Genomic DNA, 26,188 nt, shown 5'->3' with positions numbered 1-26,188 from the left:
TCAAACTCTCCAATAAAGTTAGTTTGTCTAGCATCTAAAAATAAAAATTGACGTTCACGTTGTTTGTTTCGTTCAGTTTTCAAAGAACTACTTAGTCGCTCATTTGCGACTTCCTTATGTTAACATCTTCATTTTTCGATGTCAACTAAGTTTTTTAATTTCTTTTTTGTCGTTTTCTGCGTTTCTGCATCAGCGACGTTTATTAATTTATCATATCCTTACTCTTAGCGTCAACACTTTTTAATAAAAAATTCTTTTTCTTACATAACGAATACATTCTTCCCTATTAGCAACTCTCCGAAATAAACAAAAAATGATTTTATACCTTTCTTCCATCGCCTTTTTTACAACGCTATGTATACGCTCATCTTCAAAATCAAATAAAAGTTCCTCTAACTCTCTCTTCAGTATGTATTCAATTTCTTTTTTCTCTTCCTTCGTCAACATAATCCCAAGCAAATTATCACCCCAATAACTCCTTACGTGTACCGATAAACGCCCCACTCATTTTCAATTATCAATACTGTATCATCAAAAAACAAAATTCTATCACTCATTATATCCACCACTTACGATATTAATCCCTTGTTCTCTTTTTTTAATTTAAAGCATATATGTAACTGAAAAGGATTGGACAAAGGGGCGTAATATTATGTTTTTCTTTTTTATTACGAGTAAAAGAACATTTAAACACATTAGCTTAATAATCGTACTTTCCTTATTTACAGCATGGCTACTCTTTTTAAAAACATATTCACATGAATCTGCTTTTTCAACTGCTACTGGCCCTAAAGTGATTTACAAAGGGGACACTGCAAAAAAACAAGTTGCATTCACGTTTGACATTAGTTGGGGGGACAAAAAAGCTATTCCAATCCTTAATACACTCAAAGAAAGAGAAATTAAGAATGCAACCTTCTTTCTCTCTGCTGCATGGGCTGAAAGACACCCTGATATTGTCGAACGCATCATGAAAGATGGACATGAGATTGGTAGTATGGGCTATAATTACACATCCTACACTTCACTAGAAGCAAATGAAATACGACGAGATCTTTTGCGGGCACAAGATGTTTTTACGAAACTTGGCGTAAAACAAGTCAAGCTATTACGTCCACCTAGTGGCGATTTTAACAAAACAACTCTTAAAATAGCGGAATCACTCGGATACACCATCGTTCATTGGAGTAACAATTCAAATGACTGGAAAAATCCCGGCGTAAATAAAATCATTTCCACAGTCTCTAGCAATTTAAAGGGTGGAGATATCGTCTTATTACATGCTTCTGATTCTGCCCTTCAAACAAATAAGGCTTTACCATTACTCTTACAAAAATTAAAGAGCGACGGATATGAACAAACATCTGTATCACAACTTATTTCCAACACAAGTACAAAAAGTGAAGATATTAAGTAGTTCCTTTCTACACGGTTCTTCACACATAAAAAGCTCTGCTATCTTTTGTTAAGATAGCAGAGCTTTTTTATCCTAGCATTTACAGACGATAAGAATCTGGATAATTAAAAATCCACTCTCCTCATTAAGCTGACTTACTCTTTTGTCCAATTAAACGATGCAATACAAGTAACTGATATGAATTACATAATAAAAGTGGTATCACCATTAAATATAACCAATCAGTATCATTAATCCGGAGCGCTGGTACCCATTCAAGAATTGTTACAACAACCATAAAGAACAGAGCGGGAACGAATGCTTTTTTATTCGTTTCTTTACTCTTTATATAAGCGACAATTGCCCCAAACACAAATAACATCCCAGCAACAAGTATGTTATTCCCTAATGAAACTTCCCCATTCGCAACAAGTACTGACCTTAAATAAACGAAATCAAACAATACGAACGCAATAAAGAACAGTTGCACTGTATTCCATAAAGAAGATGACCGAAACATCCCTAATCCAAAACGATGGATCGTTAAATACGCAAAGAACCCCATTTGACTTATAACACTAAAAATAAATCCTACGCCCATCAACCAAAAGGAAATTGCTAAAATCTCTTTTCCGTCGAAATTTTGAAAAAATTTAGCGTACTTGTCCCACTCTAAAACAAAACCAATAAAGACTGTGCTAATCCCACCAAGAAACAACGTCGTAAAAAATAGTCGTACCCACTTGCGGCTATTCACAACACATCCCCCATTATTCTTATATTTCTAATTAAATTGTAACAATGACAATTTCAAAAAGCTAGCCATGTTAATGTATAAATTCCTTAAAGAGATTTATATTAAAAAAAGAGAACTTTGCTGAAAGGAGCTCCAACTTATGAAACGGATGCTGCTCGTTTTGATTTCTTCTTTTCTATTTATAGCACTAGCGGCATGTGCACAAGAAAAAGAAGCAAAATCCGAACTTGATTATGATCAAACAAAAAAAATGATTGTTGATATTTTAAAAACCGATCAAGGAAAAAAAGCGATCCAAGATGTATTAACTGATGAAAAAATGAAACAAGCACTCATACTAGATGAAACAGTAGTAAAGAAAACGATTGAAGATGCACTGGTATCTGAAAAAGGGCAACAATTCTGGGAAAAGCTCTTTAAAGACCCTGAGTTCTCATCGAAATTTGCTAAAAGTATGGGAAAAGAACAAACGAACTTAATGAAAACTTTACTAAAAGATCCTGAATACCAATCAGGTGTTATAGAGATTATGAAAAATCCTGAAGTAGAGAAAATTATGTTACAAACAATGAAGAGTAAAGAATATCGTCAATATTTACAGCAAGTACTAACTGAAACTGCCGAAAGTCCTCTCTTCCAAGCTAAGATGATTGACATCATTAGTAAAGGTGTACAAAAAGCCGAAAAAGGTGGGTCTGATAAGAAAGGCGCAGGTGGTGAAGGCGGTTCTCAAGATGGGAACAAAGAACAATAATAAAAATTATAGAACTGAGTGGACAATGTATATATTGTCCACTCATTACTACTTTATTTTTGTGTAACAGCTGTTTTATCAATAACTGTCTCAGCTATCGTACGATAAATGAGACCCGTTGTATGTGTATCTTCATATACTGACGGCGCAAAGTCCTCTTTATTCCAATCAGGTTGTTGAAGTGGAATTCGGCCAAGTATATCCGTTTGGAGTTCCGTAGCCAATTTATCTCCTCCACCTCTTCCAAACACATACTCTTTTTCACCAGTTGCTTTACTTTCAAAATACGCCATATTTTCAACAACACCAAGAATACTATGTTCTGTACGTAAAGCCATGGCTCCAGCGCGCGCTGCTACAAATGCCGCTGTTGGATGCGGCGTTGTTACAATAATCTCTTTACAAGCCGGCAACATCGAATGTACATCTAAAGCAACATCCCCCGTACCTGGTGGTAGGTCCAATACTAAGTAATCTAAATCACCCCACTCTACTTCTGTGAAAAAGTGATTTAACATTTTCCCAAGCATCGGTCCTCTCCAAATAACAGGTGCGTTATCTTCTACAAAGAATCCCATTGAGATTACTTTCACGCCTAGACGCTCCACTGGTATTATCTTATCACCTCTTACGATTGGACGTTTTTCTATACCCATCATATCCGGTACACTAAAACCGTAAATATCCGCGTCGATGATACCAACCTTTTTGCCTAAACGAGCTAAAGCAATTGCAAGGTTAACAGAAACAGTTGATTTCCCTACTCCACCTTTTCCACTTGCCACTGCTAAAAATGTTGTATTTGAATTCGGTGATAATAAGGATTCACTTTTCTCTTCCTCTTGCGGTGGTGCAAACTGAGCTAATTCCTCTTCTGTAAATTCTGCAAAACGAAGTCCCACTGTTGTTGCTCCAAGTTCTTTTACTAACTTTACAATTCCAGACTGCAACTGCATTTGTTCCGCTGTACCCGTCTTTACAATTGCAATTTTAACACTTACATGTTCCTTCTCAGGCTTGACTGTCACCTCTTTAATTGCATTTGTTTCTTTTAACGTTTTATGTATAAACGGATCTACAATCCCTTCCAATGCTTCCACTACCTGCTCTTTTGTTACCATAATTAGCCCAGCCCCCTGTATGAAAAATAACATATTGTTAATTAAATTTATCTCTCTTTATTTTTAAAATAAATGCGTTTACATTTCCAGTATAACATATTTTCGGAAAACTTCGTTAACGAGAGAAACTCGAAAAAATCCTCCTTATTCTGGAGGATTTCCTTTTTCCGTAAAATAACGTAATATACCACGATATATTGCAGCAGCTACTTTTTGTTGGTATTTCTCCGAATTTAACATATATCTTTCATTCACATTCGATAAAAAGCCAGCCTCAATTAAAGCACCTGGTGTTTTGGCATACTTCAATAAATACACGTGAGGAATTGTTTTAGCAGAACGATTCGTATTTTCTAAGCTTGTTCTCAATTCAGCTTGTATAAATTTCGCAGCCCGTTCATTTTCAATCGAAGAACGATAGTAGAACGTTTGTGCGCCTTTAGATCCACTACTAGTTAGGGCATTTAAATGAATACTCGCAAAAAAGTCTACATCAGGCTTATTAATGATCTCAACACGCTTTTTTAAATCCTCTGCTTTACGTCTACTATATGACTTTGTATCTTTATTAGCTAAATCATAATCTCCTTCACGCGTTAAAATAACTAAAGCACCTTGTTCTTGTAAATAATCTTGTACCTTTTTTGTAATCTCAAGTGTAATGTCTTTTTCTACAATATCCTTTCCACCAACAGCCCCTCCGTCTGGCCCACCATGCCCAGCATCTAGTACAATCACTTTCCCTGATAAGGGTAAATTCCAAGCTCGCCACGATTTTGTAATTTGAAATTCTTGTTTAACTAAAAAAAACAAAACAACCGCAGCGAGCGCAAAAGAGATAATTCGAATTCTCTTCATACCTTTCCTCCTCCAGCTAGTCCCTCTAATTACTTATATGGGACAAGAGGAAAGTTTATGCTTGTCTTAGTGTAGCTTTAATCGATATCTTCTTTCGCCTTTTTCATAGCCTTCCTGCCACCACAAGCCGATAAACTGCTGGCAAGATTCAAAAAGCAATTCCTCGTCTTGCAACTTAATTTCACGTATAGTCATACTCGTTAAAAATTGAAATAACGTTTCAGTTAATTGTTGTTCTTCTTCTAAAGCCCTATATTTCACATCAAAGAATGATTCGCCATGATAACCAAATTTACTGTATCTCGCTCCTAATAAATAAGATTCTATCCCTAGTTCAATGCAATAATCTTCATACTGACGATGAAGTTCTTGCATCTGAAAGGCATCACGAATATTTAAACGCAATGTTTTTAATGATAATTCTCGCAGCATCTTCCGCTCGTATTTTAACTGCTTTTCTTTTTGTTTTTCTTGTAAGCTGACAATGACATTCATAGTACTTATAAACCTCCCTAATACGTATTAGTCTAAACTTCTAAAGAAGAAGCATACGTAGGACGGTAGCACTAAAATATTCCAAGCTAAAAAAATTACAAAAGAAGAATTAAACATAAAAAAACCCCAACCAAAATGGTTGGGGTTTGTAGTTCGCAAAAATTAACGTTTTGAGAACTGAGGTGCACGACGTGCGCCTTTAAGACCGTATTTTTTACGCTCTTTCATACGTGCGTCACGAGTTAATAGACCCGCACGTTTTAATGTTAGACGGTATTCTGGATCAGCTTTTAATAAAGCGCGAGAAATACCGTGACGAATAGCACCAGCTTGACCAGTGTATCCACCACCATTTACGTTTACAAGTACATTGTAGTTACCTAAAGTTTCTGTTGCAACTAGAGGTTGTTTCACTACTTCACGTAATGCAGCAAATGGGATATAGTTTTCAAAATCACGACCGTTAATAATAACGCGTCCTTCGCCTGGAACTAGGCGTACGCGCGCTACTGAACTCTTACGACGTCCAGTGCCATAGTATTGAACCTGTGCCAAAGTAAGCCCTCCTTTAATTAATTATCCGCGAAGTTCGTAAACTTCTGGTTGTTGTGCTTGGTGTGGATGCTCTGCTCCAGCATACACGTTTAATTTCTTAGACACTTGACGTCCTAAACGTCCTTTTGGAAGCATGCCTTTAATTGCAAGCTCTAACATTTGTACAGGGTAGTTTGTACGCATTTCTAGAGCTGTTCTTTGCTTAAGTCCACCTGGGTGGTTAGTGTGACGGTAGTAAATTTTATCGTTTAATTTATTACCTGTTAAATGAATTTTCTCAGCGTTAATAATAATTACATGATCACCCGTGTCAACGTGTGGTGTAAATGTTGGTTTGTGTTTACCACGTAAAATGGATGCTACTTCAGTAGATAGGCGACCTAAAGTTTGACCTTCAGCATCAACCACATACCATTTACGCTCAACTTCGTTAGCTTTTGCCATAAAAGTCGTACGCATGTGTTTCCCTCCTCGTTATCTTTTCCATAGAAAAAATCTATTGTTTATCTTAAACACGATTTCCTTCCGGGGCTAATCGTGGTTTTAGAAACAATACCATATGTTATGATATACTTTTGAGTTTCTAATGTCAAGCAAATGTTACACCAGGATTAGTTGTTATAGTTTACCTGCCATAAGTAAAGTCCATGACCTGGAGCCATCTTTCCAGCAAACTGGCGATTTTGTTTCGCTAAAATCTCTGGAATACTATCTGGATCAAGCTTTCCTTGACCTACGCTAAGTAACGTACCAACAATAATTCTAACCATATTATATAAAAATCCATTACCTACAAAGCGAAAAATTAATTCATCGTCTTGCTCAATTAATTCGATTTCATAAATTGTTCGTACTTTATCTTTTTTGTCAGTTTTTGCCGAACAAAAAGAAGTAAAGTCATGCGTTCCAATAAAATAAGGAATCGCTTTTCTTATAGAGTTTATTTCGAGTGGATATGGATATTGATATACATAATTTCTACGGAATACATCCGCAGTCTTTGATAATAATACACGATAGCGATATTCTTTTTTCTCGACACCGTAACGTGCATGAAATTCTTCTGTTTTCTTCTCTACCTGCCTGATAATAATATCATCCGGCAACATTGTATTTAAAGCATTACTCCATTGCCACTCTTCAAGAGACAAAGGTGTATCAAAGTGTATCACTTGTCCTTTGGCGTGAACGGTAGAATCCGTTCTGCCTGATGCCTGCACACGAACAAGTTCTCCTTTATGCAACTTCTGCAATGCTTTCTCTATTTCTTGTTGAACAGTCCGATGCTGTGGTTGAATTTGGTAACCACAAAAATGAATGCCATCATATGCAACTGTACATTTTATTCTTTCCATTTCTCTATTCTCCATTACGACCGCACCCATGCCAAAATACAAGCTAAACAAAGTAAGCTTACAATTGTTACTGTATCACTTATTTTCCAGCGTAGTTGCCTAAATTTAGTACGTCCTTCGCCACTTTTATATCCACGAGATTCCATCGCAATCGCTAAGTCCTCTGCACGCTTAAAAGCACTGATAAATAATGGAACGAGTAGTGAGATAATAGCTTTCATCCTATCTTTTATCGGTCCCCCGGCGAAATCAATGCCACGTGACGCTTGTGCTTTCATAATTTTACTCGTTTCATCCATTAATGTCGGGATAAAACGTAGTGAAATTGACATCATTAATGCGATTTCATGAACAGGAACTTTTATACGCTTGAACGGCCTTAATAACGTCTCCAACCCATCTGTAATTTCAATAGGTGTCGTCGTTAACGTTAATAATGTCGTCATTAAAATAATAACGAAGAATCGTATAGAAATGTATATTCCTTGCTCTAATCCTTTTTCATGTATCGAAAACCAACCAAGCTGGAATAGTACTTCCCCTTCTTTATTTGTAAAAATATGCAGGAAAAATGTAAAAAGAAAAATCCACAGAATTGGTTTTAAGCCCGAAAGTACATAACGAATCGGCACTTTTGCAAAAAATAAAGCAATGAGTGCATATAAAAATAAAAATCCATATGAAATTGCATTATTTGCTAAGAAAACAACAAATACATATAAAAAGACAATCAACAGCTTCGTACGAGGATCAAGTTGATGAATGATTGACTGACCTGGAATATATCTCCCAATAATCAACTGCTGCATGATTCATGACCACCTTTTCGTAACACCTGTACAACTTCATGAGTAAGATCCTCTAAAGATAAGGTAGCCTTCGAAATTGAAATACCAAACTTCTCTTCAATTGCACGTTTATACTTTAAAGACATTGGAAGATCCACACCGATTTGTTCTAATTCATCAGCATATGAAAATACTTCCTCTGCTCTTCCTTGCAAAAAGACCGTTCCTTTATGCATGACCACTATTTGATCTGCATACTTAGCGGCATCCTCCATATTATGGGTAACAAGAATGACTGTAAGCCCCTGTTCCTTATGCAAATTGTAAAACATCTCCATGAGCTCGTGCTGTCCTTTTGGATCAAGCCCTGCTGTAGGTTCATCTAATACAAGCACTTCGGGTTCCATCGCAAGTACGCCTGCTATTGCAACACGCCTCATTTGCCCACCGCTTAATTCAAACGGAGAACGTGCTAATAACTCTATGTCCAATCCAACAAGCTGGATTGCATCTTTCGCCTTTTTTTTTGCCTCTTCTTCAGATACACCAAAATTAGTCGGTCCAAAACAAATGTCCTTTTCAACTGTTTCTTCAAATAGTTGATGTTCTGGAAACTGAAAGACAACCCCTACTTTTTTTCGTAGCGGCTTAAGCTTTTTCTCTTTCTTCCCTGCTGAAATTAAATGTTCACCAATTTGAACCGTACCATTTGTCGGCTGCAATAAACCATTTAAATGTTGAATCATCGTCGACTTACCTGAACCAGTATGACCGATAATGGCATAATAGCCCCCACTTGGAAACGACACGTCTACATCATAAAGTGCGCGTCTTTCAAATGGAGTTTTATATTGATAACGATGTTCTACTTTTTGGAATGTAATCTCCAAAGTTCGTTCACCAAGCTTTCCATTGTAAGATGCGTATTTTGCAAGTGAATTTCATTTCTTTTTAATAATTCTGCTATTTTCACCGAAAAAGGTACATCTAATCCAATCTCTTGGAGCATATGAGAGGATTTGAAAATTTGCTCTGGAGTACCTTCCTCTAATATTTCTCCCTTGTTCAAAATAATAATACGGTCTGACTGTGCCGCTTCTTCTAAATCGTGCGTAATCGATAATACCGTAATACCCTTTTGATCAACAAGTTGTCTGACCGTTTCTACTACTTCACGTCTCCCCTGAGGGTCTAACATTGAAGTTGCTTCATCTAGTATTAAAATAGATGGTTGAAGTGCTAGAACACCTGCTATTGCGACTCGCTGCTTTTGTCCACCAGATAACGAATGGGGTTCTTCATTTAAAAAATCTTCCATACGGACAAGTTGCAGAGCTTGTTCTAGTCTTTCTATCATCTGCTCCCTTGGCATTCCGATGTTCTCTAGGCCGAATACAACGTCATCTTGTACTGTCGTTCCAACAAATTGATTATCTGGATTTTGAAATACCATGCCAATTTGCTTTCGAACATCCCATACTGTTTCCTCTGATAAAATCATTGTATCATTTAAAGTAATTTCCCCTGATTCCGGTAAAAATAAGCCATTCAATAATTTTGCAAGTGTAGACTTCCCTGAACCATTTTGTCCAATAACAGCTACCCATTCTCCTTCATATAAGGAAAACGAAACATCTTTTAATGCATAAGAGGCTGCCCCAGGATATTGAAATGATATATTTTCTGTCCGAAGTTTCTCTTTTTTCAATACAAGGCACCCTTTCTTTCGTCAAGTTAGCCTATTTTTATACTTAAAAAAAAAGGGCCATGACCAGTTACTTGAAAAGAACTGTCCTGCCCTTTTAATCATCATTATACTAACTCGATAATTACCATTGGTGCTGCGTCTCCGCGACGTGGACCAATTTTTGCAATACGAGTGTATCCGCCTTGGCGCTCAGCATAGCGTGGAGCTACATCAGCGAATAATTTTTGAAGTGCATCTTGACCAGTCTCAGCGTTAGCAACCTCATTACGGATGAAAGCTGCTGCTTGACGACGAGCATGAAGATCTCCGCGTTTACCTAAAGTGATCATTTTTTCCACTACAGAACGAAGTTCTTTTGCACGAGTTTCTGTCGTTTGGATGCGCTCGTTGATAATTAAATCAGTAGCTAAATCACGTAACATAGCTTTACGTTGCGCACTTGTACGGCCTAATTTTCTGTATGCCATTCGTAGTTCCCTCCTTTGTTGATGGGTTTAAATCCTCAGTCGTCTTTACGTAAACCTAAACCTAATTCCTCAAGTTTATGTTTAACTTCTTCTAAGGATTTACGACCTAAGTTACGAACTTTCATCATATCTTCTTCTGTTTTGTTCGCAAGCTCTTGTACAGTATTAATTCCTGCACGTTTTAGGCAATTATAAGAACGAACAGAAAGATCTAGTTCTTCGATAGTCATCTCAAGAACTTTTTCTTTTTGATCTTCTTCCTTCTCGACCATAATCTCAGCATTTTGTGCTTCGTCAGTTAAACCAACAAAGATATTTAAATGCTCAGTTAAGATTTTGGCACCTAAAGAGATAGCTTCTTTTGGCCCGATGCTTCCATCCGTCCATACATCAAGCGTAAGCTTATCATAATTAGCCACTTGTCCGACACGTGTCTTTTCCACTTGGTAAGTCACACGTGATACTGGAGTATAAATAGAATCAATAGGAATTACTCCTATTGGTTGATCTTCGCTTTTATTTGCATCAGCTGGCGTATACCCACGGCCACGCTTTGCAGTTAAACGCATGCGGAAATGCGCATTTTTTGCTAACGTCGCAATGTGTAAATCTGGATTTAAGATTTCAACATCACTATCGTGAGTAATATCAGCAGCTGTGACAATACCTTCGCCCTGTACATCGATTTCCAACGTCTTCTCTTCTTCAGAGTAGATTTTAAGAGCTAACTTTTTCAAGTTTAAGATCATCGTCGTAACGTCTTCTACTACGCCCTCAACTGTTGAAAATTCGTGTAAAACGCCATCAATTTGGATAGCAGTTACAGCGGCACCAGGGAGTGAGGATAAAAGAATACGACGTAAGGAGTTACCCAAAGTAGTACCATATCCACGCTCAAGCGGTTCAATCACGAATTTGCCATACTTAGCATCTTCGTTAAGTTCAACCGTTTCGATTTTCGGTTTTTCGATTTCAATCATTAACTAAACCCTCCTTCAAAACGTCGAAACCCCGGTTAAACAAAGGAAGAACCTCTGTTTAACCGAAAGTCCCCCTTAGGCAGTTCCCGATTGTGCACAACAAGCGATGTTTCTGTACGAAATTTCTCGATAATGCATCATATCCATTATAGACAAAAGGGAAAATTCTATACAGAAAAATTACACACGACGACGTTTTGGTGGACGACATCCATTATGAGGAACTGGAGTAACATCTCTAATTGCTGTTACTTCTAGACCTGCCGCTTGAAGAGCACGAATTGCAGCTTCACGACCAGCACCAGGACCTTTAACAGTAACCTCTAAAGTTTTTAAACCATGCTCCATTGCAACTTTAGAAGCAGCTTCAGCAGCCATTTGCGCAGCGAATGGAGTAGATTTACGAGATCCACGGAAACCAAGTGCACCAGCACTAGACCAAGAAAGTGCGTTACCATGAGTATCTGTAAGTGTTACGATTGTGTTGTTGAAAGTAGAACGAATATGAGCTATACCAGCTTCAATATTCTTTTTCACACGTTTTTTACGAGTGTTTGTTTTACGTGCCATTGTTAGTTCAACCTCCTTTACTTATTATTTCTTTTTATTTGCTACTGTACGACGTGGACCTTTACGTGTACGAGCATTGTTTTTAGAGTTTTGACCACGAACTGGTAAACCACGACGGTGACGAAGACCACGGTAAGAACCGATCTCCATTAGACGTTTAATGTTAAGAGATACTTCACGACGAAGGTCTCCCTCAACTTTAATACGATCGATGATATCACGGATACGTCCTAATTCATCTTCCGATAAATCACGAACTCGTGTTTCCGAAGAAATACCAGCTTCTGTAAGAATTTTTTCAGCAGTTGTGCGACCAATGCCGAATACGTAAGTTAAAGAAATAACAACGCGCTTGTCACGAGGAATATCTACACCTGCGATACGTGCCATTTTGAATGCACCTCCTTCTGATTAACCTTGTTTTTGTTTATGTTTAGGGTTTTCACAAATAACCATTACTTTTCCACGTCTACGAATAACTTTACATTTTTCGCAGATTGGTTTAACTGACGGTCTTACTTTCATGTCTCGAACCTCCTTAAAGATTACGGAGTGCTATATTATTTAAAACGGTACGTAATACGACCACGATTTAAATCGTACGGAGATAATTCTACCGTAACTTTGTCTCCTGGTAAAATACGAATGAAATTCATACGGATTTTACCAGAAACGTGAGCCAATACGACATGCCCATTCTCTAATTCTACTTTGAACATAGCATTTGGCAACGTTTCAAGAACGGTACCTTCGACTTCAATTACATCATCTTTAGCCATTCAATAGTTCTCCCTTCTTCAAATCAGTAACATTTTACACTGCTCTGAAATCCCGGAGAGCCAGCTACTTATAAAGTGGTAAGGATTTCGTATCCTGCTTCTGTAAGAGCAATCGTGTGCTCAAAATGGGCACACCATTTACCATCTACCGTTACCACTGTCCAGTCATCAGATAGTGTTTTTACATATCGTCTTCCTTGATTCACCATCGGCTCAACACAGATGACCATTCCCGGCTTTAATCTAGGGCCTCTATTTGGTGGACCATAGTGCGGGATTTGAGGGTCCTCATGTAAGTCTTGCCCGATTCCGTGACCAACATACTCCCTAACGATCGAGAACCCATTCTCTTCAGCATGTGTTTGAACCGCATGCGAGATATTTGATAATCTTTCGCCTGGTTTTACTTGTTCTAGACCAAGATACAACGATTTTTCTGTGACATCAAGTAGCTTTTGAACAGATTCAGAAATGTTTCCAACTGGATACGTCCATGCAGAATCACCATGGTACCCATTGTATTTCGCACCAATATCGATACTGATGATATCGCCCTCTTCGAGCTTACGCTTCCCTGGAATCCCGTGTACAAGCTCTTCATTTACAGAAGCACAAATGCTCCCCGGAAATCCGTTGTATCCTTTAAAAGATGGCGTAGCACCATATTTTCGAATCGTCTTTTCCGCTATTTGATCGAGCTCTTTCGTTGTAATTCCTGGAGTAATATGTTGTTTCAACTCTTGATGAGTTAAAGCAACGATCCTGCCAGCTTCTCGCATGATTTCTATCTCGCGAGGAGTTTTGCAGATGATCATTACGCTAAGTCTCCGATGAGAACATCGATATCAGCAAATACTTTATTGATATCTTGCTCGCCATTAATGCTTTGTAAGTAGCCAAGCTCCTCGTAGAAATCAAGCAAAGGTTTTGTTTGCTTAATATTTACATCTAAACGATTTGCTACAGTTTCTTCATTGTCATCAGAGCGTTGATATAATTCGCCACCACATTTATCGCACACATCAGCTTTTGCTGGCGGATTGAATTCTAAGTGGTAAGTCGCACCGCATTCTTTACAAATGCGACGGCCTGTAAGGCGTGTTAATAACAACCCTGAATCCACATTAATGTTTAAAACATAGTCGATTTTTTTGCCAAGATCTTTCATAATCTCTTCAAGAGCTGATGCTTGTGCAACAGTTCGTGGGAAACCATCTAATAAGAAGCCTTTAATACAGTCTTCTTGGCTTAAACGTTCACGAACAATTCCAATTGTAACTTCATCTGGAACAAGCGCACCTTTATCAATAAAAGATTTTGCTTGTAAACCAAGTTCAGTTTCAGCCTTCATAGCTGCACGGAACATATCTCCTGTTGAGATGTGAGGGATGTTATACTTGGCAATAATCTGTTCGGCTTGTGTACCTTTACCAGCACCAGGAAGCCCCATTAAAATCAAGTTCATCCTTGTTCCCCCTCAGTACATGAGCATGTAGGGAAGACAGTTCTTCCCACTTACTCACTGCTTGATAAACCCTTTGTAATGGCGTTTTACCAATTGGCTTTCTAGCTGCTTCATTGTTTCTAAAGCAACGCCGACAACGATTAACATACTCGTTCCACCAATCTGTGCAGATGGAGGAAGATTTCCCAATTTCGTAAAGATAACTGGTAAGATTGCAATCGCTGCTAGGAAAATTGATCCCACAAAGGTCAAACGATACAAGATTTTTGTTAGATATTGTTCTGTATTCTTACCCGGACGAATACCTGGAACATATCCACCTTGCTTGTTTAGATTCTCTGACATTTGCTCTGGATTAACCTGAACAAATGCATAGAAATATGTGAAGGCTACAATGAGCGCAACATATATGATCATTCCCACTGGGTGAGAATAGTTAAAGTTTGCAATAATCCACTGCGACACATCATGTTTCGGGAAGAACTGTGCAATAGTTGGAGGCGTAATTAAGAATGAAACAGCAAAAATGACTGGAATAACACCCGCACTATTTACCTTAAGTGGTAAATGAGTGTTTTGTGCTCCAGCATGATTCCCATTCCCTCCTGTTACACGCTTCGCGTATTGAATTGGGATCTTTCTAACAGCCTGTTGAATGAAAATAACACCAACAATAACCGCTAGCACAGCTAGTAAAATCAATGCAACTTTAACGATACTCATGAACAATTGATCTCCGATATTTTGAAACTGTTGTTGATACACTTGAGATATAACACTTGGGATCGCTGCGGCAATACCGCCAAAGATAAGAATGGAAATACCATTACCTACACCTTTAGCTGTAATCTGTTCACCTAACCACATTAAAAATGCAGTACCAGCAGTCAGTACCGTAGCAATGTATAAATAAGTGCTCCAACCTGGATTCAAAATTAATTGCCCACCTACCATACCGTTAAAACCGATTGACATACCAAACCCCTGAATAAACGCAAGAACAATTGTAAAGTAACGCGTGAATTGCGTTAGTTTACGACGGCCCATTTCGCCTTGCTTCGACCATTCCGAAAATTTAGGAACAACATCCATCTGCAATAATTGCACGATGATGGATGCTGTAATATACGGCATGATTCCCATCGCGAAGATGGAGAAGTTTTTCAAGGCGCCACCGCCAAATGTATTTAGGATACCTAAGGCATTTAATTGATCTTGTGCTTTCAGTACGTCTCCATTTGTAAATGGCACTGGGATAAACGTGCCAATCCTGAATACGACTAACATCGCTAAAGTGAATAATATTTTACGTCTTATCTCAGCAACGCGCATAAAGTTGGAGATTGTACGAAACATTAGATCACCTCAACTGATCCGCCAGCTGCTTCAATTGCTTCTTTAGCACTTGAAGAGAACTTGTGCGCTTTAACAGTTAATTTTTTCTCTACTGCTCCGCTTGCAAGAATTTTAACACCGTCGTTTAATTTGCTGATAACGCCAGTTTCCAGCAATAATTCAGGTGTTACTTCTGTACCATCTTCAAAACGATTTAACGTTGATAAGTTTACAATAGTAAACTCTTTACGGTTAATGTTTGTGAAGCCGCGTTTTGGTAAACGACGGAATAGTGGAGTTTGACCACCTTCGAAGCCAAGACGAACACCGCCGCCAGAACGTGCGTTTTGTCCTTTATGACCTCTACCAGCAGTTTTACCGTTACCAGAACCGATACCACGACCGACACGGTTACGTACTTTACGAGAACCTTCTGCAGGTTTTAATTCATGAAGTTTCATTCCCAGGCACCTCCTTATATTAATGAGTTATCCTTAAGCTTCTTTTACAGAGATAAGGTGAGAAACTTTGTTGATCATACCAAGAATAGCAGGAGTTTCTTCCTTAACTACAGTTGAATTCAACTTTTTAAGACCTAAAGCTTCTACCGTCGCACGTTGATCTTGTGGACGACCAATTACACTACGAGTGAGGGTAATTTCTAACTTTTTCGCCATTTGTTTTCCCTCCTTAACCTAGTAGCTCTTCTACAGATTTACCGCGTAATTTTGCAACATCTTCAGCGCGCTTAAGTTCGCTTAATCCGTTCACAGTAGCGCGAATCATGTTGATTGGTGTGTTAGAACCAAGAGATTTCGAAAGAATATCTTGTACACCAGCTAATTCTAGTACCGCACGAACAGGTCCACCAGCAATAACACCAGTACCCTCAGCAGCAGGTTTTAAGAATACTTCACCAGCTCCAAAATGACCGTTGATTGTGTGAGGAATTGTTGTACCAACTAATGGTACAGCGATTAGGTTTTTCTTAGCGTCTTCGATAGCTTTACGGATTGCGTCTGGTACCTCTTGTGCTTTACCAGTACCGAATCCAACATGACCGTTTTTATCGCCAACTACAACTAGTGCAGCAAAGCGGAAACGACGACCACCCTTAACAACTTTCGCGACACGATTTATCGTAACTACACGTTCTTCAAGTTCTAATTTACTTGGGTCAATGCGTTGCATCAATTTTCCCTCCTTTGACCATTAAAATTGTAATCCAGCCTCACGAGCAGCTTCAGCTAGAGCTTTAACACGGCCATGGTATAAGTAACCACCGCGATCAAATACTACTTCTTTAACGCCTTTCTCTACAGCACGCTTAGCAACTGATTCTCCAACTTTCGTAGCAGCTTCAGTATTGCTAGTACCGTTAAGAGCAAGGTCTTTATCAAGAGTAGATGCACTTACTAATGTTACACCATTTACATCATCAATAACTTGAGCGTAAATATGTTGGTTAGAACGGTACACGTTTAAACGTGGACGTTCTGCAGTACCAGTAAGTTTAGCACGTACACGTGCATGTCTTTTCTTACGAGTCGCATTTTTAGCAGCTTTAGTGATCATTCTTGTCACTCCTTTCTTTCACCTAACGGGTTTACTTAGCAGTTTTACCTTCTTTACGACGAACAACTTCGCCTTCGTAACGAATACCTTTACCTTTATATGGTTCAGGAGCACGTACAGCGCGGATGTTAGCAGCAAATTCGCCAACACGTTGCTTGTCGATACCTTTAATTACGATTTTAGTTGGTACAGGTACTTCAACTTCAAGTCCTGCTTCTGGAGTCATTTCTACTGGATGAGAATAACCTACGCTTAAAACAAGTTTATCTCCTTGTTTTTGAGCACGGTAACCAACACCGACTAATTCAAGTCCGCGTACGAAACCTGTAGTTACACCTTCAACCATGTTTCCGATTAAAGCACGAGTTGTACCGTGTAATGCACGGTGTTCCTTCTGTTCAGATGGACGCTCAACTGTTAGTGTATTTTCTTCAATTTTGATAGACATATCAGTTTTGAAAGTACGAGTTAATTCACCTTTAGGGCCTTTTACTGTTACAGTATTGTCTTCTGCAACTGTAATAGTAACACCTGCAGGGATTTCAAGAATCTTTTTACCAATACGAGACATGTGGTCACACCTCCGTTCGTTTTAAATATATATTACCAAACGTATGCTACTACTTCTCCACCAGTTTGTAATTGACGAGCGTCTTTGTCTGTCATTACTCCCTTAGATGTAGAAACAAGAGCGATACCTAATCCGTTAAGTACACGTGGTACTTCATCAGCTTTTGCGTAAACGCGTAAGCCAGGTTTACTGATACGTTTTAATCCAGTGATTACACGTTCATTGTTTGCACCATATTTCAGGAAAATACGAAGGATACCTTGTTTGTTATCCCCAATGTATTCTACATCACGAATGAAACCTTCACGTTTTAAAAGTTCAGCGATCTCTTTTTTGATTTTAGAAGCAGGAACCTCTAATTTCTCATGACGTACCATGTTCGCATTACGGATGCGAGTAAGCATGTCTGCAATTGGATCTGTCATCACCATGTGTTTTACCTCCTTCCCATTTGTGGGTTTTACCAACTAGCTTTTTTAACACCAGGAATTTGACCTTTATATGCAAGTTCACGGAAACAAATACGGCAAAGCTTAAATTTGCGGTATACAGAATGCGGACGACCGCAGCGTTCGCAACGTGTATACTCTTGTACTTTAAACTTAGGAGTACGCTTTTGTTTCGCGATCATAGATTTTTTAGCCACGTTTTCGCCTCCTCTACTTAGCGTTGGCTTCCATTATTTTTGGAATGGCATACCGAATTGTGTTAAAAGTTCACGAGCTTCTTCATCAGTTTTCGCTGTAGTAACGATTACGATGTCCATACCGCGGACTTTACTTACTTTATCATAATCAATCTCAGGGAAAATTAGTTGCTCTTTAACACCTAATGTGTAGTTCCCACGACCATCGAATGATTTCTTAGAAACACCACGGAAATCACGTACACGTGGTAAAGAAACTGATACTAATTTGTCGAAGAACTCATACATTTGTTGTCCGCGTAAAGTTACTTTCGCACCGATTGGCATACCTTCACGAAGACGGAAACCAGCGATTGATTTTTTAGCGCGAGTTACAACAGGTTTTTGACCTGCGATTTGCGTTAATTCTTCTACTGCATTGTCTAAAGCTTTTGAGTTAGATACCGCGTCACCAACACCAGTGTTGATTACGATCTTTTCGATTTTCGGTACTTCCATCACAGATTTATAGTTAAACTTGCTCATTAGAGCAGGAGTAATTTCCTTTTGGAACTTCTCTTTAAGGCGATTCAATGAAGTGACCTCCTTTCTTAAGAAAATTATTTATCTAATAATTCACCAGATTTTTTTGCAATACGAACTTTTTTACCATCTTCTACTTTGAAGCCTACGCGAGTAGGTTCGCCTGTTTTCGGATCTAATACCATAACATTAGAAACGTGAATAGGTGCTTCTTTCGTAATAATTCCACCTTGTGGATTTAATTGAGATGGCTTAGAGTGTTTTTTAACGATGTTAACACCCTCAACGATAACACGGTTTTGCTTTGGGAAAGCCACAAGGATAACGCCTTGTTTTCCTTTGTCTTTACCAGTGATTACCTGAACTTTATCACCTTTTTTTACATGCATCTTAATTCTGCACCTCCTTAGCAAGGCAATACCTTAAATTATAGAACTTCTGGAGCTAAAGAAACGATCTTCATGAAGTTGCTATCACGTAATTCACGAGCTACTGGTCCGAAGATACGAGTACCACGTGGGCTCTTATCGTCTTTGATGATAACCGCTGCGTTTTCATCAAATTTAATATAAGAACCGTCCGGACGACGAGCTCCGCTCTTCGTACGTACCACTACTGCCTTAACAACGTCACCTTTTTTAACAACGCCACCTGGTGTTGCTTGTTTTACCGTAGCAACGATAATATCACCAATATTAGCATATTTACGACCAGAGCCGCCTAATACTTTAATTGTTAAAAGTTCACGTGCACCAGAGTTGTCAGCAACTTTCAAACGAGATTCTTGTTGGATCATGTTATGAAACCTCCCTTCGGACTAAAAATTCCGATTCGTCTATTTAGATAACAACCGCTTCTTCAACGATTTCAACTAAACGGAAACGCTTAGTAGCAGAAAGCGGGCGAGTTTCCATGATTTTAACGATATCGCCAAGTTTTGCTTGGTTTTGCTCATCATGGGCTTTGTACTTTTTAGAATACTTAACACGTTTTCCGTACAAGGAATGAGTTTTGTAAGTTTCAACTAAAACTGTAATCGTTTTGTCCATTTTATCAGACACAACACGACCAGTATAAACTTTGCGTTGGTTACGTTCGCTCACTATGCAAACCTCCCCTCAATTTATCGATTAATTCCGATCTCTCTTTCACAAACTACAGTTTTCATACGAGCAATCGCTTTACGCACTTCACGGATGCGAGTTGGATTCTCTAATTGTCCTGTAGCAAGTTGGAAGCGAAGATTGAACAATTCTTCCTTTAAAGCTTTAACTTTTGTTTCGATTTCGGCAGTGGTTAATTCACGAATATCATTAGTTTTCATTAGATTCACCACCATTTTCTTCACGTTTTACGAACTTACATTTCACAGGTAGTTTGTGAGCTGCAAGACGTAATGCTTCGCGTGCTACCTCTTCAGATACACCCGCGATTTCAAACATAATTTTCCCAGGTTTTACTACTGCTACCCAGCCTTCTGGTGCCCCTTTACCGGAACCCATACGTACTTCTAGAGGTTTTGCAGTGTAAGGTTTAGAAGGGAAAATTTTAATCCATACTTTACCGCCACGTTTCATGTAACGAGTCATTGCACGACGAGCAGCTTCGATTTGACGGTTTGTAATCCATGAAGCAGCTTGTGCTTGTAAACCGAATTCACCGAAAGCAATTTCAGTTCCACCTTTTGCACGACCACGCATTTTACCACGATGCTCTCTACGATATTTTACGCGTTTTGGCATTAACATATTATTTTCCTCCTTCCTCAGAAGCTTTCTTTTTTGTAGGAAGGACTTCTCCACGGTAGATCCATACTTTTACGCCTAATTTACCGTATGTTGTATCAGCTTCAACTGCTGCATAGTCAATATCAGCGCGAAGTGTATGAAGTGGAACAGTTCCTTCACTGTAAGATTCTGCACGAGCGATATCAGCCCCGCCAAGACGACCAGAAACCTGTGTTTTAATACCTTTTGCTCCTGCACGCATAGCACGTTGAATAACTTGCTTTTGTGCACGACGGAATGATACACGGTTTTCTAATTGACGAGCGATGTTTTCGCCCACTAATTTAGCGTTAAGATCAGCTCTCTTAACTTCTAAAATGTTAATGTGTACACGCTTGCCTGTTAATTGGTTAAGAGCTTTACGAAGTGCTTCAACTTCAGTACCACCTTTACCAATTACCATACCAGGTTTTGCAGTGTGAATTGTAACATTTACACGATTTGCTGCACGTTCGATTTCTACTTTAGCAACAGCAGAATCTTTTAAGCGTACAGTAATGTACTCACGGATTTTGATGTCTTCATGTAATAACGTAGCATAATCTTTCTCAGCGAACCAACGAGATTCCCAGTCGCGGATAATACCGACACGAAGACCAATTGGATTAACCTTCTGACCCATCGATTATCCCTCCTTCTTTTCTGATACCACAACTGTGATGTGGCTTGTGCGTTTGTTAATTTGGCTTGCACGACCCATTGCACGTGGACGGAAACGTTTCAACGTTGGACCTTCGTCAACGAAGACTTTTTCAACAACTAGGTTGTTAATATCCATCTCATAATTGTGCTCTGCATTTGCGATTGCAGATTTTAAAACTTTTTCTACAACTGGAGAAGCAGTTTTTGGTGTGTGGTTAAGGATAGCAATCGCTTCACCCACTTGCTTACCTCGGATTAAGTCTACTACTAAACGAACCTTACGAGGAGCAATACGAACTGTTCTCACTACTGCTTTAGCTTGCATTGAAGTGCCTCCTCTCATTATCTTCTAGTTTTCTTATCGTCAGCAAGGTGACCTTTATACGTACGAGTTGGTGCGAATTCACCTAACTTATGGCCAACCATATCCTCAGTGATGTACACAGGTACGTGTTTACGACCATCATATACAGCAATTGTATGTCCGATGAACTGAGGGAAGATTGTTGAACGGCGAGACCAAGTTTTAACAACTTGTTTTTGCTCAGATGCAACTAATTTTTCCATTTTGTTCATTAAGTGATCATCGACAAATGGTCCTTTTTTTAAGCTACGAGCCATTTTGGTGCCTCCCTTCGTGATTGGCGTACGGTTCTTGAAATGAACCGTACTACAATCCCATTATTTTTTACGACGACGAACGATAAATTTATCAGACGCTTTGTTTTTCTTACGAGTCTTGAATCCAAGAGTTGGTTTACCCCATGGAGACATTGGAGACTTACGTCCGATTGGAGAGCGTCCTTCACCACCACCGTGTGGGTGATCAACCGGGTTCATTACAGAACCACGAACTGTTGGGCGCTTACCTAACCAGCGAGAGCGACCTGCTTTACCGATTTTGATAAGTTCGTGTTGTTCGTTACCAACTTGACCGATTGAAGCGCGACAAGCAGATAATACTAAACGTACTTCACCAGAAGTTAAACGTACAAGTACGTATTTTCCTTCTTTACCAAGTACTTGAGCAGACGTACCAGCAGAACGGACTAATTGTCCTCCACGACCAGGCTTAAGCTCGATATTATGAACAACAGTACCTACTGGAATGTTGATTAATGGTAATGCGTTACCGATTTTAATGTCAGCTTCAGGGCCAGACATAACTTCCATACCTACTTCTAAAGTTTTAGGAGCAAGAATGTAACGTTTTTCACCGTCAACGTAGTTAATTAATGCGATATTCGCAGAGCGGTTTGGATCGTATTCGATCGTAGCAACGCGTCCTGGAATTCCATCTTTGTTACGCTTAAAGTCGATGATACGGTATTGACGCTTATGTCCGCCACCTTGATGACGTACAGTAATTTTACCTTGGTTATTACGACCAGCCTTTTTGCTTAAAGGAGCAAGTAAAGACTTTTCTGGTCTGTCAGTCGTGATTTCAGCGAAATCATTCGTAGTCATGTTACGACGACCGTTAGTAGTTGGATTATACTTTTTAATTCCCATCTCAATTTCCCTCCTTCTTTAGTAAGAATTAAACGCCTTGGAAGATTTCGATTTCTTTGCTGTCAGCAGTTAGCTTAACGATTGCTTTACGACGACGGCTAGTAAAACCAGCGTGACGACCAACACGTTTTGCTTTCGGCTTGTAGTTCATGATATTTACTTTGTCTACATTAACACCAAAGATCGCTTCTATAGCGTCTTTAACCTCTGTTTTATTAGATTTAACGTCCACGTCGAACGTGTATTTTTTTTCAGCCATCATTTCCATAGAACGTTCAGTGATAACTGGGCGCTTAATGATATCACGAGGATCTCTCATTATGCAAGCACCTCCTCTACTTTTTCCACTGCCGCTTTTGTCATGATTAGCTTATCATGATGAAGCACATCTAGCACGTTTACGCCATCAGCAGTGATTACTGTTACTCCAGGGATATTGCGAGCAGATAACTCTACAGATTCGTTTGCATCAGCAGTTACGATAAGAGCTTTCTTCTCAACAGTTAATCCTTTAAGTACTGCTACCATGTCTTTTGTTTTTGGTGCATTTAACACTAGGTCCTCAAGAACTACAATGTTGTTCTCAACTACTTTAGTAGCTAATGCAGATTTGATTGCTAAACGACGAACTTTCTTAGGAAGTTTGTACGCATAGCTTCTTGGTGTAGGTCCGAATACCGTACCACCACCACGCCATTGAGGAGAGCGGATAGAACCTTGACGAGCACGTCCAGTTCCTTTTTGACGCCATGGTTTACGACCACCACCACGAACTTCAGAGCGAGTTTTTACTTTGTGTGTACCTTGACGTAAAGATGCACGTTGCATCATTACAGCTTCAAATAGTACAGCTTCATTTGGTTCGATACCGAAAATAGCTTCAGCTAATTCGATTTCACCAACCTGTGAACCAGTTTGGTTATATACAGTAACTTTTGGCATTGGAATTCCTCCTTCCTATTGTGAATTATTTGCTAACCTTCACAGCGCCTTGAACAACTACAAGAGATTTCTTAGCACCTGGAACGTTACCTTTTACTAGTAATAAGTTGCGCTCAGTGTCAACTTGAACGATTTCTAAGTTTTGGATAGTAACTTGGTCTCCACCCATACGTCCAGCAAGTTTTTTGCCTTTGAATACACGGTTCGGAGCAACTGGCCCCATTGAACCTGGACGACGGTGATAGCGAGAACCATGAGACATAGGTCCGCGAGATTGTCCGTGGCGTTTAATAACACCTTGGAAACCTTTACCTTTAGAAATTCCTGTTACGTCAACGATTTCACCTGCAGCGAAAACTTCAACTTTTACCTCTTGACCAACCTCTAATCCGTCCACGTCTGCATCGCGGATTTCGCGAATGAAGCGCTTAGGAGTTGTAGATGCTTTAGCAGTGTGGCCTTGTTCAGGTTTGTTAGTTAACTTTTCACGTTTATCTTCAAATCCTAACTGAATTGCGTTGTAGCCATCAGTTTCAGTTGTTTTCTTTTGAAGAACAACGTTTGGATTAGCAGCGATTACCGTTACTGGGATTAACTCACCGTTCTCAGCAAATACTTGAGTCATACCGATCTTTCTTCCTAAGATTCCTTTGGTCATGAGTTACACCTCCTACATTTTTAAGTTATATGAATTATAGTTTGATTTCGATATCTACACCAGATGGTAAATCTAAACGCATTAATGAATCTACTGTTTGCGGAGTAGGACTCACGATGTCGATTAGACGTTTGTGTGTGCGCATTTCGAATTGTTCACGAGAATCTTTGTACTTATGAACAGCACGAAGAATTGTGTAAATAGTCTTCTCAGTTGGTAATGGGATCGGACCAGAAACTGTTGCCCCAGAACGCTTAGCTGTTTCTACAATTTTCTCAGCTGATTGATCAAGAATACGGTGATCATAAGCTTTTAAACGGATACGAATTTTTTCTTTTGCCATTATTTTCCCTCCTTCGTTCGCCTATTTCTAAAATAGACCTTCTCCATGGAAATTTCCCCACACCATGCCATGGCAAAGCGGCCGGGTGTGTCAGCAACCTTCCACTTCATCGCAGTCAAAGACCAACATTGTCTATTATACAATGTTATTCGTCTAGATGCAAGCATCTTTTTGTTCGCATCTGCTTTTCTCTACTTTTGCTATTATACATGGCACTTTAAAGAATATCAAGTTTTCATCTACTCTTATTCAACTTACAGTTTTTGGGTGTTGTTTTCGTTTTATATACTATAGAAGAAACTCATCCAAAAATAGAATATACATCTCTTTCTTCTATAGTAATAAGCAATAAAAAAAACTCAAGGGAGAATCCCTTGAGTTTTTAATAATCTAATTAAAGACTACTCAGCAACGATTGTAGCAACTACACCGTAACCTACTGTACGTCCACCTTCACGAATAGAGAATTTAGTTCCCTCTTCGATAGCGATTGGAGCGATAAGTTCGATAGTCATTTCGATGTTGTCACCAGGCATTACCATTTCAGTACCTTCTGGTAATTGGATGATACCAGTTACGTCAGTTGTACGGAAGTAGAACTGTGGACGGTAGTTAGCGAAGAATGGAGTATGACGTCCACCTTCTTCTTTAGATAATACGAAAACCTCAGCTTTGAATTTAGCGTGTGCTTTTACAGAGCCAGTTTTAGCAAGAACTTGTCCACGTTGGATGTCTTCACGAGCAACCCCACGAAGTAGAGCACCGATGTTGTCTCCAGCTTGAGCTTGGTCAAGAAGCTTACGGAACATTTCTACACCAGTTACAGTTGTAGTAGCATTCTCTTCAGCAAGACCGATGATTTCTACTACGTCACCAACTTTAACGATTCCACGCTCAACACGACCAGTTGCAACTGTACCACGACCTGTGATAGAGAATACATCCTCGATAGGCATTAAGAATGGTTTGTCAGTTTCACGTTCTGGAGTTGGGATGTAAGCATCAACTTCAGTCATTAATTCGATGATTTTTTCTTCCCACTCAGCTTCTCCTTGAAGAGCTTTAAGAGCAGAACCTTTAATTACAGGAATATCGTCGCCTGGGAATCCGTATTCAGATAATAGGTCGCGAACTTCCATTTCTACTAATTCTAATAATTCTTCGTCATCTACCATGTCGCATTTGTTTAAGAATACAACGATGTAAGGAACACCTACTTGACGAGAAAGAAGGATGTGCTCACGTGTTTGAGGCATTGGACCATCAGCAGCAGATACTACTAAGATACCGCCGTCCATTTGAGCAGCACCAGTGATCATGTTTTTAACATAGTCAGCATGACCTGGGCAGTCAACGTGTGCATAGTGACGAGTTTCAGTTTCGTACTCAACGTGTGCAGTTGAGATTGTGATTCCGCGCTCTCTTTCTTCTGGAGCAGCGTCGATTTGATCGTATCCGCGTGCTTCAGCACCACCAGCTTTTGCAAGAACTGTAGTGATCGCAGCAGTTAATGTAGTTTTACCATGGTCAACGTGGCCGATTGTACCGATGTTAACATGGGGTTTAGAACGTTCGAATTTAGCTTTAGCCATTCTAAATTCCTCCTT

At 39.2% G+C, this 26,188-nt stretch carries 44 protein-coding genes; 2 read left to right on the top strand and 42 right to left on the bottom strand.

Translation table 11 applies throughout. The annotated features are described in order from the left end of the window. Positions 1–240 precede the first annotated feature (240 nt). On the bottom strand, positions 241–459 hold the full coding sequence (locus CQ058_RS25545) for a hypothetical protein (protein WP_033708173.1): 219 nt from the start codon (positions 457–459) through the stop codon (positions 241–243). 193 nt (positions 460–652) lie between these two features. Between CQ058_RS25545 and pdaB the strand changes: the two genes are divergently transcribed. Then, complete coding sequence (gene pdaB / locus CQ058_RS25540; protein WP_002091556.1) at positions 653–1,417, top strand: polysaccharide deacetylase family sporulation protein PdaB; 765 nt, start codon at positions 653–655, stop codon at positions 1,415–1,417. 124 nt (positions 1,418–1,541) lie between these two features. On the opposite strand, the gene kbaA is transcribed toward pdaB, so the two are convergent. Beyond that, positions 1,542–2,153, bottom strand: a complete 612-nt coding sequence (gene kbaA / locus CQ058_RS25535; RefSeq protein WP_002124701.1) for a KinB signaling pathway activation protein KbaA — start codon at positions 2,151–2,153, stop codon at positions 1,542–1,544. Between the two features lie 139 nt (positions 2,154–2,292). On the opposite strand from kbaA, the gene gerD reads away from it, so the two are divergent. Beyond that, on the top strand, positions 2,293–2,907 hold the full coding sequence (gerD, locus tag CQ058_RS25530; RefSeq protein ID WP_002009716.1) for a spore germination lipoprotein GerD: 615 nt from the start codon (positions 2,293–2,295) through the stop codon (positions 2,905–2,907). Positions 2,908–2,960: 53 nt separating this feature from the next. Here the strand turns inward: gerD and CQ058_RS25525 are convergent, their stop codons facing one another. From CQ058_RS25525 to tuf, 40 genes are all read right to left on the bottom strand, one after another. Beyond that, the gene (locus CQ058_RS25525; protein ID WP_002009718.1) at positions 2,961–4,028 is read right to left on the bottom strand and encodes an Mrp/NBP35 family ATP-binding protein; all 1,068 of its coding nucleotides are present in this window, start codon (positions 4,026–4,028) and stop codon (positions 2,961–2,963) included. Between the two features lie 144 nt (positions 4,029–4,172). After that, positions 4,173–4,886 (bottom strand): N-acetylmuramoyl-L-alanine amidase CwlD, encoded by a 714-nt coding sequence (gene cwlD / locus CQ058_RS25520; protein WP_002009721.1) that lies wholly within the window; start codon positions 4,884–4,886, stop codon positions 4,173–4,175. A 66-nt stretch (positions 4,887–4,952) separates the two neighbouring features. Beyond that, the gene (locus tag CQ058_RS25515; protein ID WP_002029335.1) at positions 4,953–5,381 is read right to left on the bottom strand and encodes a DUF2521 family protein; all 429 of its coding nucleotides are present in this window, start codon (positions 5,379–5,381) and stop codon (positions 4,953–4,955) included. A 162-nt stretch (positions 5,382–5,543) separates the two neighbouring features. Beyond that, a complete protein-coding gene (rpsI, locus tag CQ058_RS25510) occupies positions 5,544–5,936 on the bottom strand; it encodes a 30S ribosomal protein S9 (RefSeq protein WP_002009728.1) in 393 nt (130 codons plus the stop codon). Between the two features lie 21 nt (positions 5,937–5,957). Next, positions 5,958–6,395 carry a 50S ribosomal protein L13 gene (gene rplM, locus CQ058_RS25505; protein ID WP_002029337.1) on the bottom strand — a complete coding sequence of 146 codons (438 nt, stop codon included), beginning with the start codon at positions 6,393–6,395 and terminating at the stop codon, positions 5,958–5,960. A 152-nt stretch (positions 6,396–6,547) separates the two neighbouring features. Continuing rightward, positions 6,548–7,291, bottom strand: a complete 744-nt coding sequence (gene truA, locus CQ058_RS25500; protein WP_002124694.1) for a tRNA pseudouridine(38-40) synthase TruA — start codon at positions 7,289–7,291, stop codon at positions 6,548–6,550. A gap of 14 nt (positions 7,292–7,305) precedes the next feature. After that, on the bottom strand, positions 7,306–8,100 hold the full coding sequence (locus CQ058_RS25495) for an energy-coupling factor transporter transmembrane component T family protein (RefSeq protein WP_002191710.1): 795 nt from the start codon (positions 8,098–8,100) through the stop codon (positions 7,306–7,308). After that, positions 8,088–8,969: an energy-coupling factor ABC transporter ATP-binding protein gene (locus CQ058_RS25490; RefSeq protein WP_002191709.1), complete on the bottom strand. Its 882-nt coding sequence runs from the start codon at positions 8,967–8,969 to the stop codon at positions 8,088–8,090. Before CQ058_RS25490 ends, CQ058_RS25495 begins: the two co-directional genes overlap by 13 nt. After that, positions 8,945–9,787 (bottom strand): energy-coupling factor ABC transporter ATP-binding protein, encoded by an 843-nt coding sequence (locus CQ058_RS25485; RefSeq protein WP_002191708.1) that lies wholly within the window; start codon positions 9,785–9,787, stop codon positions 8,945–8,947. Before CQ058_RS25485 ends, CQ058_RS25490 begins: the two co-directional genes overlap by 25 nt. A 104-nt stretch (positions 9,788–9,891) precedes the next feature. Beyond that, positions 9,892–10,254 (bottom strand): 50S ribosomal protein L17, encoded by a 363-nt coding sequence (gene rplQ, locus CQ058_RS25480; RefSeq protein WP_000331490.1) that lies wholly within the window; start codon positions 10,252–10,254, stop codon positions 9,892–9,894. 35 nt (positions 10,255–10,289) lie between these two features. Further along, the gene (locus tag CQ058_RS25475; protein WP_002009743.1) at positions 10,290–11,234 is read right to left on the bottom strand and encodes a DNA-directed RNA polymerase subunit alpha; all 945 of its coding nucleotides are present in this window, start codon (positions 11,232–11,234) and stop codon (positions 10,290–10,292) included. A gap of 180 nt (positions 11,235–11,414) precedes the next feature. After that, positions 11,415–11,804, bottom strand: a complete 390-nt coding sequence (gene rpsK / locus CQ058_RS25470) for a 30S ribosomal protein S11 (RefSeq protein ID WP_002009745.1) — start codon at positions 11,802–11,804, stop codon at positions 11,415–11,417. 24 nt (positions 11,805–11,828) lie between these two features. Beyond that, positions 11,829–12,194, bottom strand: coding sequence for a 30S ribosomal protein S13 (gene rpsM, locus CQ058_RS25465; protein ID WP_002009746.1), 366 nt, complete (start codon positions 12,192–12,194; stop codon positions 11,829–11,831). Between the two features lie 21 nt (positions 12,195–12,215). Beyond that, positions 12,216–12,329 carry a 50S ribosomal protein L36 gene (rpmJ, locus tag CQ058_RS25460; RefSeq protein WP_000868344.1) on the bottom strand — a complete coding sequence of 38 codons (114 nt, stop codon included), beginning with the start codon at positions 12,327–12,329 and terminating at the stop codon, positions 12,216–12,218. A gap of 35 nt (positions 12,330–12,364) precedes the next feature. Continuing rightward, complete coding sequence (gene infA, locus CQ058_RS25455) at positions 12,365–12,583, bottom strand: translation initiation factor IF-1 (protein WP_001029884.1); 219 nt, start codon at positions 12,581–12,583, stop codon at positions 12,365–12,367. Between the two features lie 68 nt (positions 12,584–12,651). Then, the gene (map, locus tag CQ058_RS25450) at positions 12,652–13,398 is read right to left on the bottom strand and encodes a type I methionyl aminopeptidase (protein WP_000582542.1); all 747 of its coding nucleotides are present in this window, start codon (positions 13,396–13,398) and stop codon (positions 12,652–12,654) included. Further along, the gene (locus tag CQ058_RS25445; RefSeq protein ID WP_002124689.1) at positions 13,398–14,048 is read right to left on the bottom strand and encodes an adenylate kinase; all 651 of its coding nucleotides are present in this window, start codon (positions 14,046–14,048) and stop codon (positions 13,398–13,400) included. Before CQ058_RS25445 ends, map begins: the two co-directional genes overlap by 1 nt. 54 nt (positions 14,049–14,102) lie before the next feature. Continuing rightward, entirely contained in the window at positions 14,103–15,404 is a 1,302-nt protein-coding gene (secY, locus tag CQ058_RS25440; protein WP_002124688.1) for a preprotein translocase subunit SecY, read from the bottom strand. Then, complete coding sequence (rplO, locus tag CQ058_RS25435; protein WP_002009754.1) at positions 15,404–15,844, bottom strand: 50S ribosomal protein L15; 441 nt, start codon at positions 15,842–15,844, stop codon at positions 15,404–15,406. The genes secY and rplO overlap by 1 nt, the downstream gene beginning before the upstream one ends. 33 nt (positions 15,845–15,877) lie before the next feature. Continuing rightward, positions 15,878–16,060 (bottom strand): 50S ribosomal protein L30, encoded by a 183-nt coding sequence (rpmD, locus tag CQ058_RS25430; protein WP_002009757.1) that lies wholly within the window; start codon positions 16,058–16,060, stop codon positions 15,878–15,880. A gap of 13 nt (positions 16,061–16,073) precedes the next feature. Continuing rightward, positions 16,074–16,574 (bottom strand): 30S ribosomal protein S5, encoded by a 501-nt coding sequence (gene rpsE, locus CQ058_RS25425; protein WP_002009759.1) that lies wholly within the window; start codon positions 16,572–16,574, stop codon positions 16,074–16,076. Positions 16,575–16,595: 21 nt separating this feature from the next. After that, complete coding sequence (gene rplR, locus CQ058_RS25420; RefSeq protein WP_002009761.1) at positions 16,596–16,958, bottom strand: 50S ribosomal protein L18; 363 nt, start codon at positions 16,956–16,958, stop codon at positions 16,596–16,598. Between the two features lie 31 nt (positions 16,959–16,989). Further along, positions 16,990–17,529 carry a 50S ribosomal protein L6 gene (gene rplF, locus CQ058_RS25415; protein ID WP_002009762.1) on the bottom strand — a complete coding sequence of 180 codons (540 nt, stop codon included), beginning with the start codon at positions 17,527–17,529 and terminating at the stop codon, positions 16,990–16,992. Positions 17,530–17,561: 32 nt separating this feature from the next. After that, complete coding sequence (rpsH, locus tag CQ058_RS25410) at positions 17,562–17,960, bottom strand: 30S ribosomal protein S8 (protein WP_002009764.1); 399 nt, start codon at positions 17,958–17,960, stop codon at positions 17,562–17,564. 29 nt (positions 17,961–17,989) lie between these two features. Next, complete coding sequence (rpsN, locus tag CQ058_RS25405; protein WP_001085700.1) at positions 17,990–18,175, bottom strand: 30S ribosomal protein S14; 186 nt, start codon at positions 18,173–18,175, stop codon at positions 17,990–17,992. Between the two features lie 33 nt (positions 18,176–18,208). Further along, positions 18,209–18,748 carry a 50S ribosomal protein L5 gene (rplE, locus tag CQ058_RS25400; protein ID WP_002091528.1) on the bottom strand — a complete coding sequence of 180 codons (540 nt, stop codon included), beginning with the start codon at positions 18,746–18,748 and terminating at the stop codon, positions 18,209–18,211. A 26-nt stretch (positions 18,749–18,774) separates the two neighbouring features. Beyond that, a complete protein-coding gene (gene rplX / locus CQ058_RS25395) occupies positions 18,775–19,086 on the bottom strand; it encodes a 50S ribosomal protein L24 (protein ID WP_000558201.1) in 312 nt (103 codons plus the stop codon). Positions 19,087–19,124: 38 nt separating this feature from the next. Beyond that, positions 19,125–19,493 (bottom strand): 50S ribosomal protein L14, encoded by a 369-nt coding sequence (gene rplN / locus CQ058_RS25390; RefSeq protein ID WP_000615912.1) that lies wholly within the window; start codon positions 19,491–19,493, stop codon positions 19,125–19,127. A gap of 43 nt (positions 19,494–19,536) precedes the next feature. Further along, on the bottom strand, positions 19,537–19,800 hold the full coding sequence (rpsQ, locus tag CQ058_RS25385; RefSeq protein ID WP_002091526.1) for a 30S ribosomal protein S17: 264 nt from the start codon (positions 19,798–19,800) through the stop codon (positions 19,537–19,539). A 20-nt stretch (positions 19,801–19,820) separates the two neighbouring features. Then, positions 19,821–20,021, bottom strand: coding sequence for a 50S ribosomal protein L29 (gene rpmC / locus CQ058_RS25380; RefSeq protein WP_002091523.1), 201 nt, complete (start codon positions 20,019–20,021; stop codon positions 19,821–19,823). After that, complete coding sequence (rplP, locus tag CQ058_RS25375) at positions 20,011–20,445, bottom strand: 50S ribosomal protein L16 (protein ID WP_000928969.1); 435 nt, start codon at positions 20,443–20,445, stop codon at positions 20,011–20,013. Before rplP ends, rpmC begins: the two co-directional genes overlap by 11 nt. Position 20,446: 1 nt before the next feature. After that, positions 20,447–21,106, bottom strand: a complete 660-nt coding sequence (gene rpsC, locus CQ058_RS25370; protein ID WP_002009771.1) for a 30S ribosomal protein S3 — start codon at positions 21,104–21,106, stop codon at positions 20,447–20,449. Positions 21,107–21,109: 3 nt separating this feature from the next. After that, a complete protein-coding gene (rplV, locus tag CQ058_RS25365; RefSeq protein WP_002009773.1) occupies positions 21,110–21,451 on the bottom strand; it encodes a 50S ribosomal protein L22 in 342 nt (113 codons plus the stop codon). Positions 21,452–21,468: 17 nt separating this feature from the next. After that, the gene (gene rpsS, locus CQ058_RS25360) at positions 21,469–21,747 is read right to left on the bottom strand and encodes a 30S ribosomal protein S19 (RefSeq protein WP_000124452.1); all 279 of its coding nucleotides are present in this window, start codon (positions 21,745–21,747) and stop codon (positions 21,469–21,471) included. A gap of 60 nt (positions 21,748–21,807) precedes the next feature. Continuing rightward, a complete protein-coding gene (rplB, locus tag CQ058_RS25355) occupies positions 21,808–22,638 on the bottom strand; it encodes a 50S ribosomal protein L2 (RefSeq protein ID WP_000511584.1) in 831 nt (276 codons plus the stop codon). 28 nt (positions 22,639–22,666) lie between these two features. Then, a complete protein-coding gene (gene rplW / locus CQ058_RS25350; RefSeq protein ID WP_001205557.1) occupies positions 22,667–22,957 on the bottom strand; it encodes a 50S ribosomal protein L23 in 291 nt (96 codons plus the stop codon). Continuing rightward, positions 22,957–23,580 (bottom strand): 50S ribosomal protein L4, encoded by a 624-nt coding sequence (gene rplD, locus CQ058_RS25345; protein ID WP_001127261.1) that lies wholly within the window; start codon positions 23,578–23,580, stop codon positions 22,957–22,959. Before rplD ends, rplW begins: the two co-directional genes overlap by 1 nt. Positions 23,581–23,605: 25 nt before the next feature. Then, positions 23,606–24,238: a 50S ribosomal protein L3 gene (gene rplC / locus CQ058_RS25340; protein ID WP_000160209.1), complete on the bottom strand. Its 633-nt coding sequence runs from the start codon at positions 24,236–24,238 to the stop codon at positions 23,606–23,608. A 34-nt stretch (positions 24,239–24,272) separates the two neighbouring features. After that, positions 24,273–24,581: a 30S ribosomal protein S10 gene (gene rpsJ / locus CQ058_RS25335; protein WP_001040595.1), complete on the bottom strand. Its 309-nt coding sequence runs from the start codon at positions 24,579–24,581 to the stop codon at positions 24,273–24,275. A gap of 401 nt (positions 24,582–24,982) precedes the next feature. Then, positions 24,983–26,173, bottom strand: a complete 1,191-nt coding sequence (gene tuf / locus CQ058_RS25330; protein ID WP_002009778.1) for an elongation factor Tu — start codon at positions 26,171–26,173, stop codon at positions 24,983–24,985. Positions 26,174–26,188 lie beyond the last annotated feature (15 nt).

This window comes from Bacillus sp. MYb56, assembly GCF_002976445.1.
Classification (GTDB): domain Bacteria; phylum Bacillota; class Bacilli; order Bacillales; family Bacillaceae_G; genus Bacillus_A; species Bacillus_A mycoides.
This window is presented reverse-complemented; position numbering and strand designations above follow the sequence as displayed.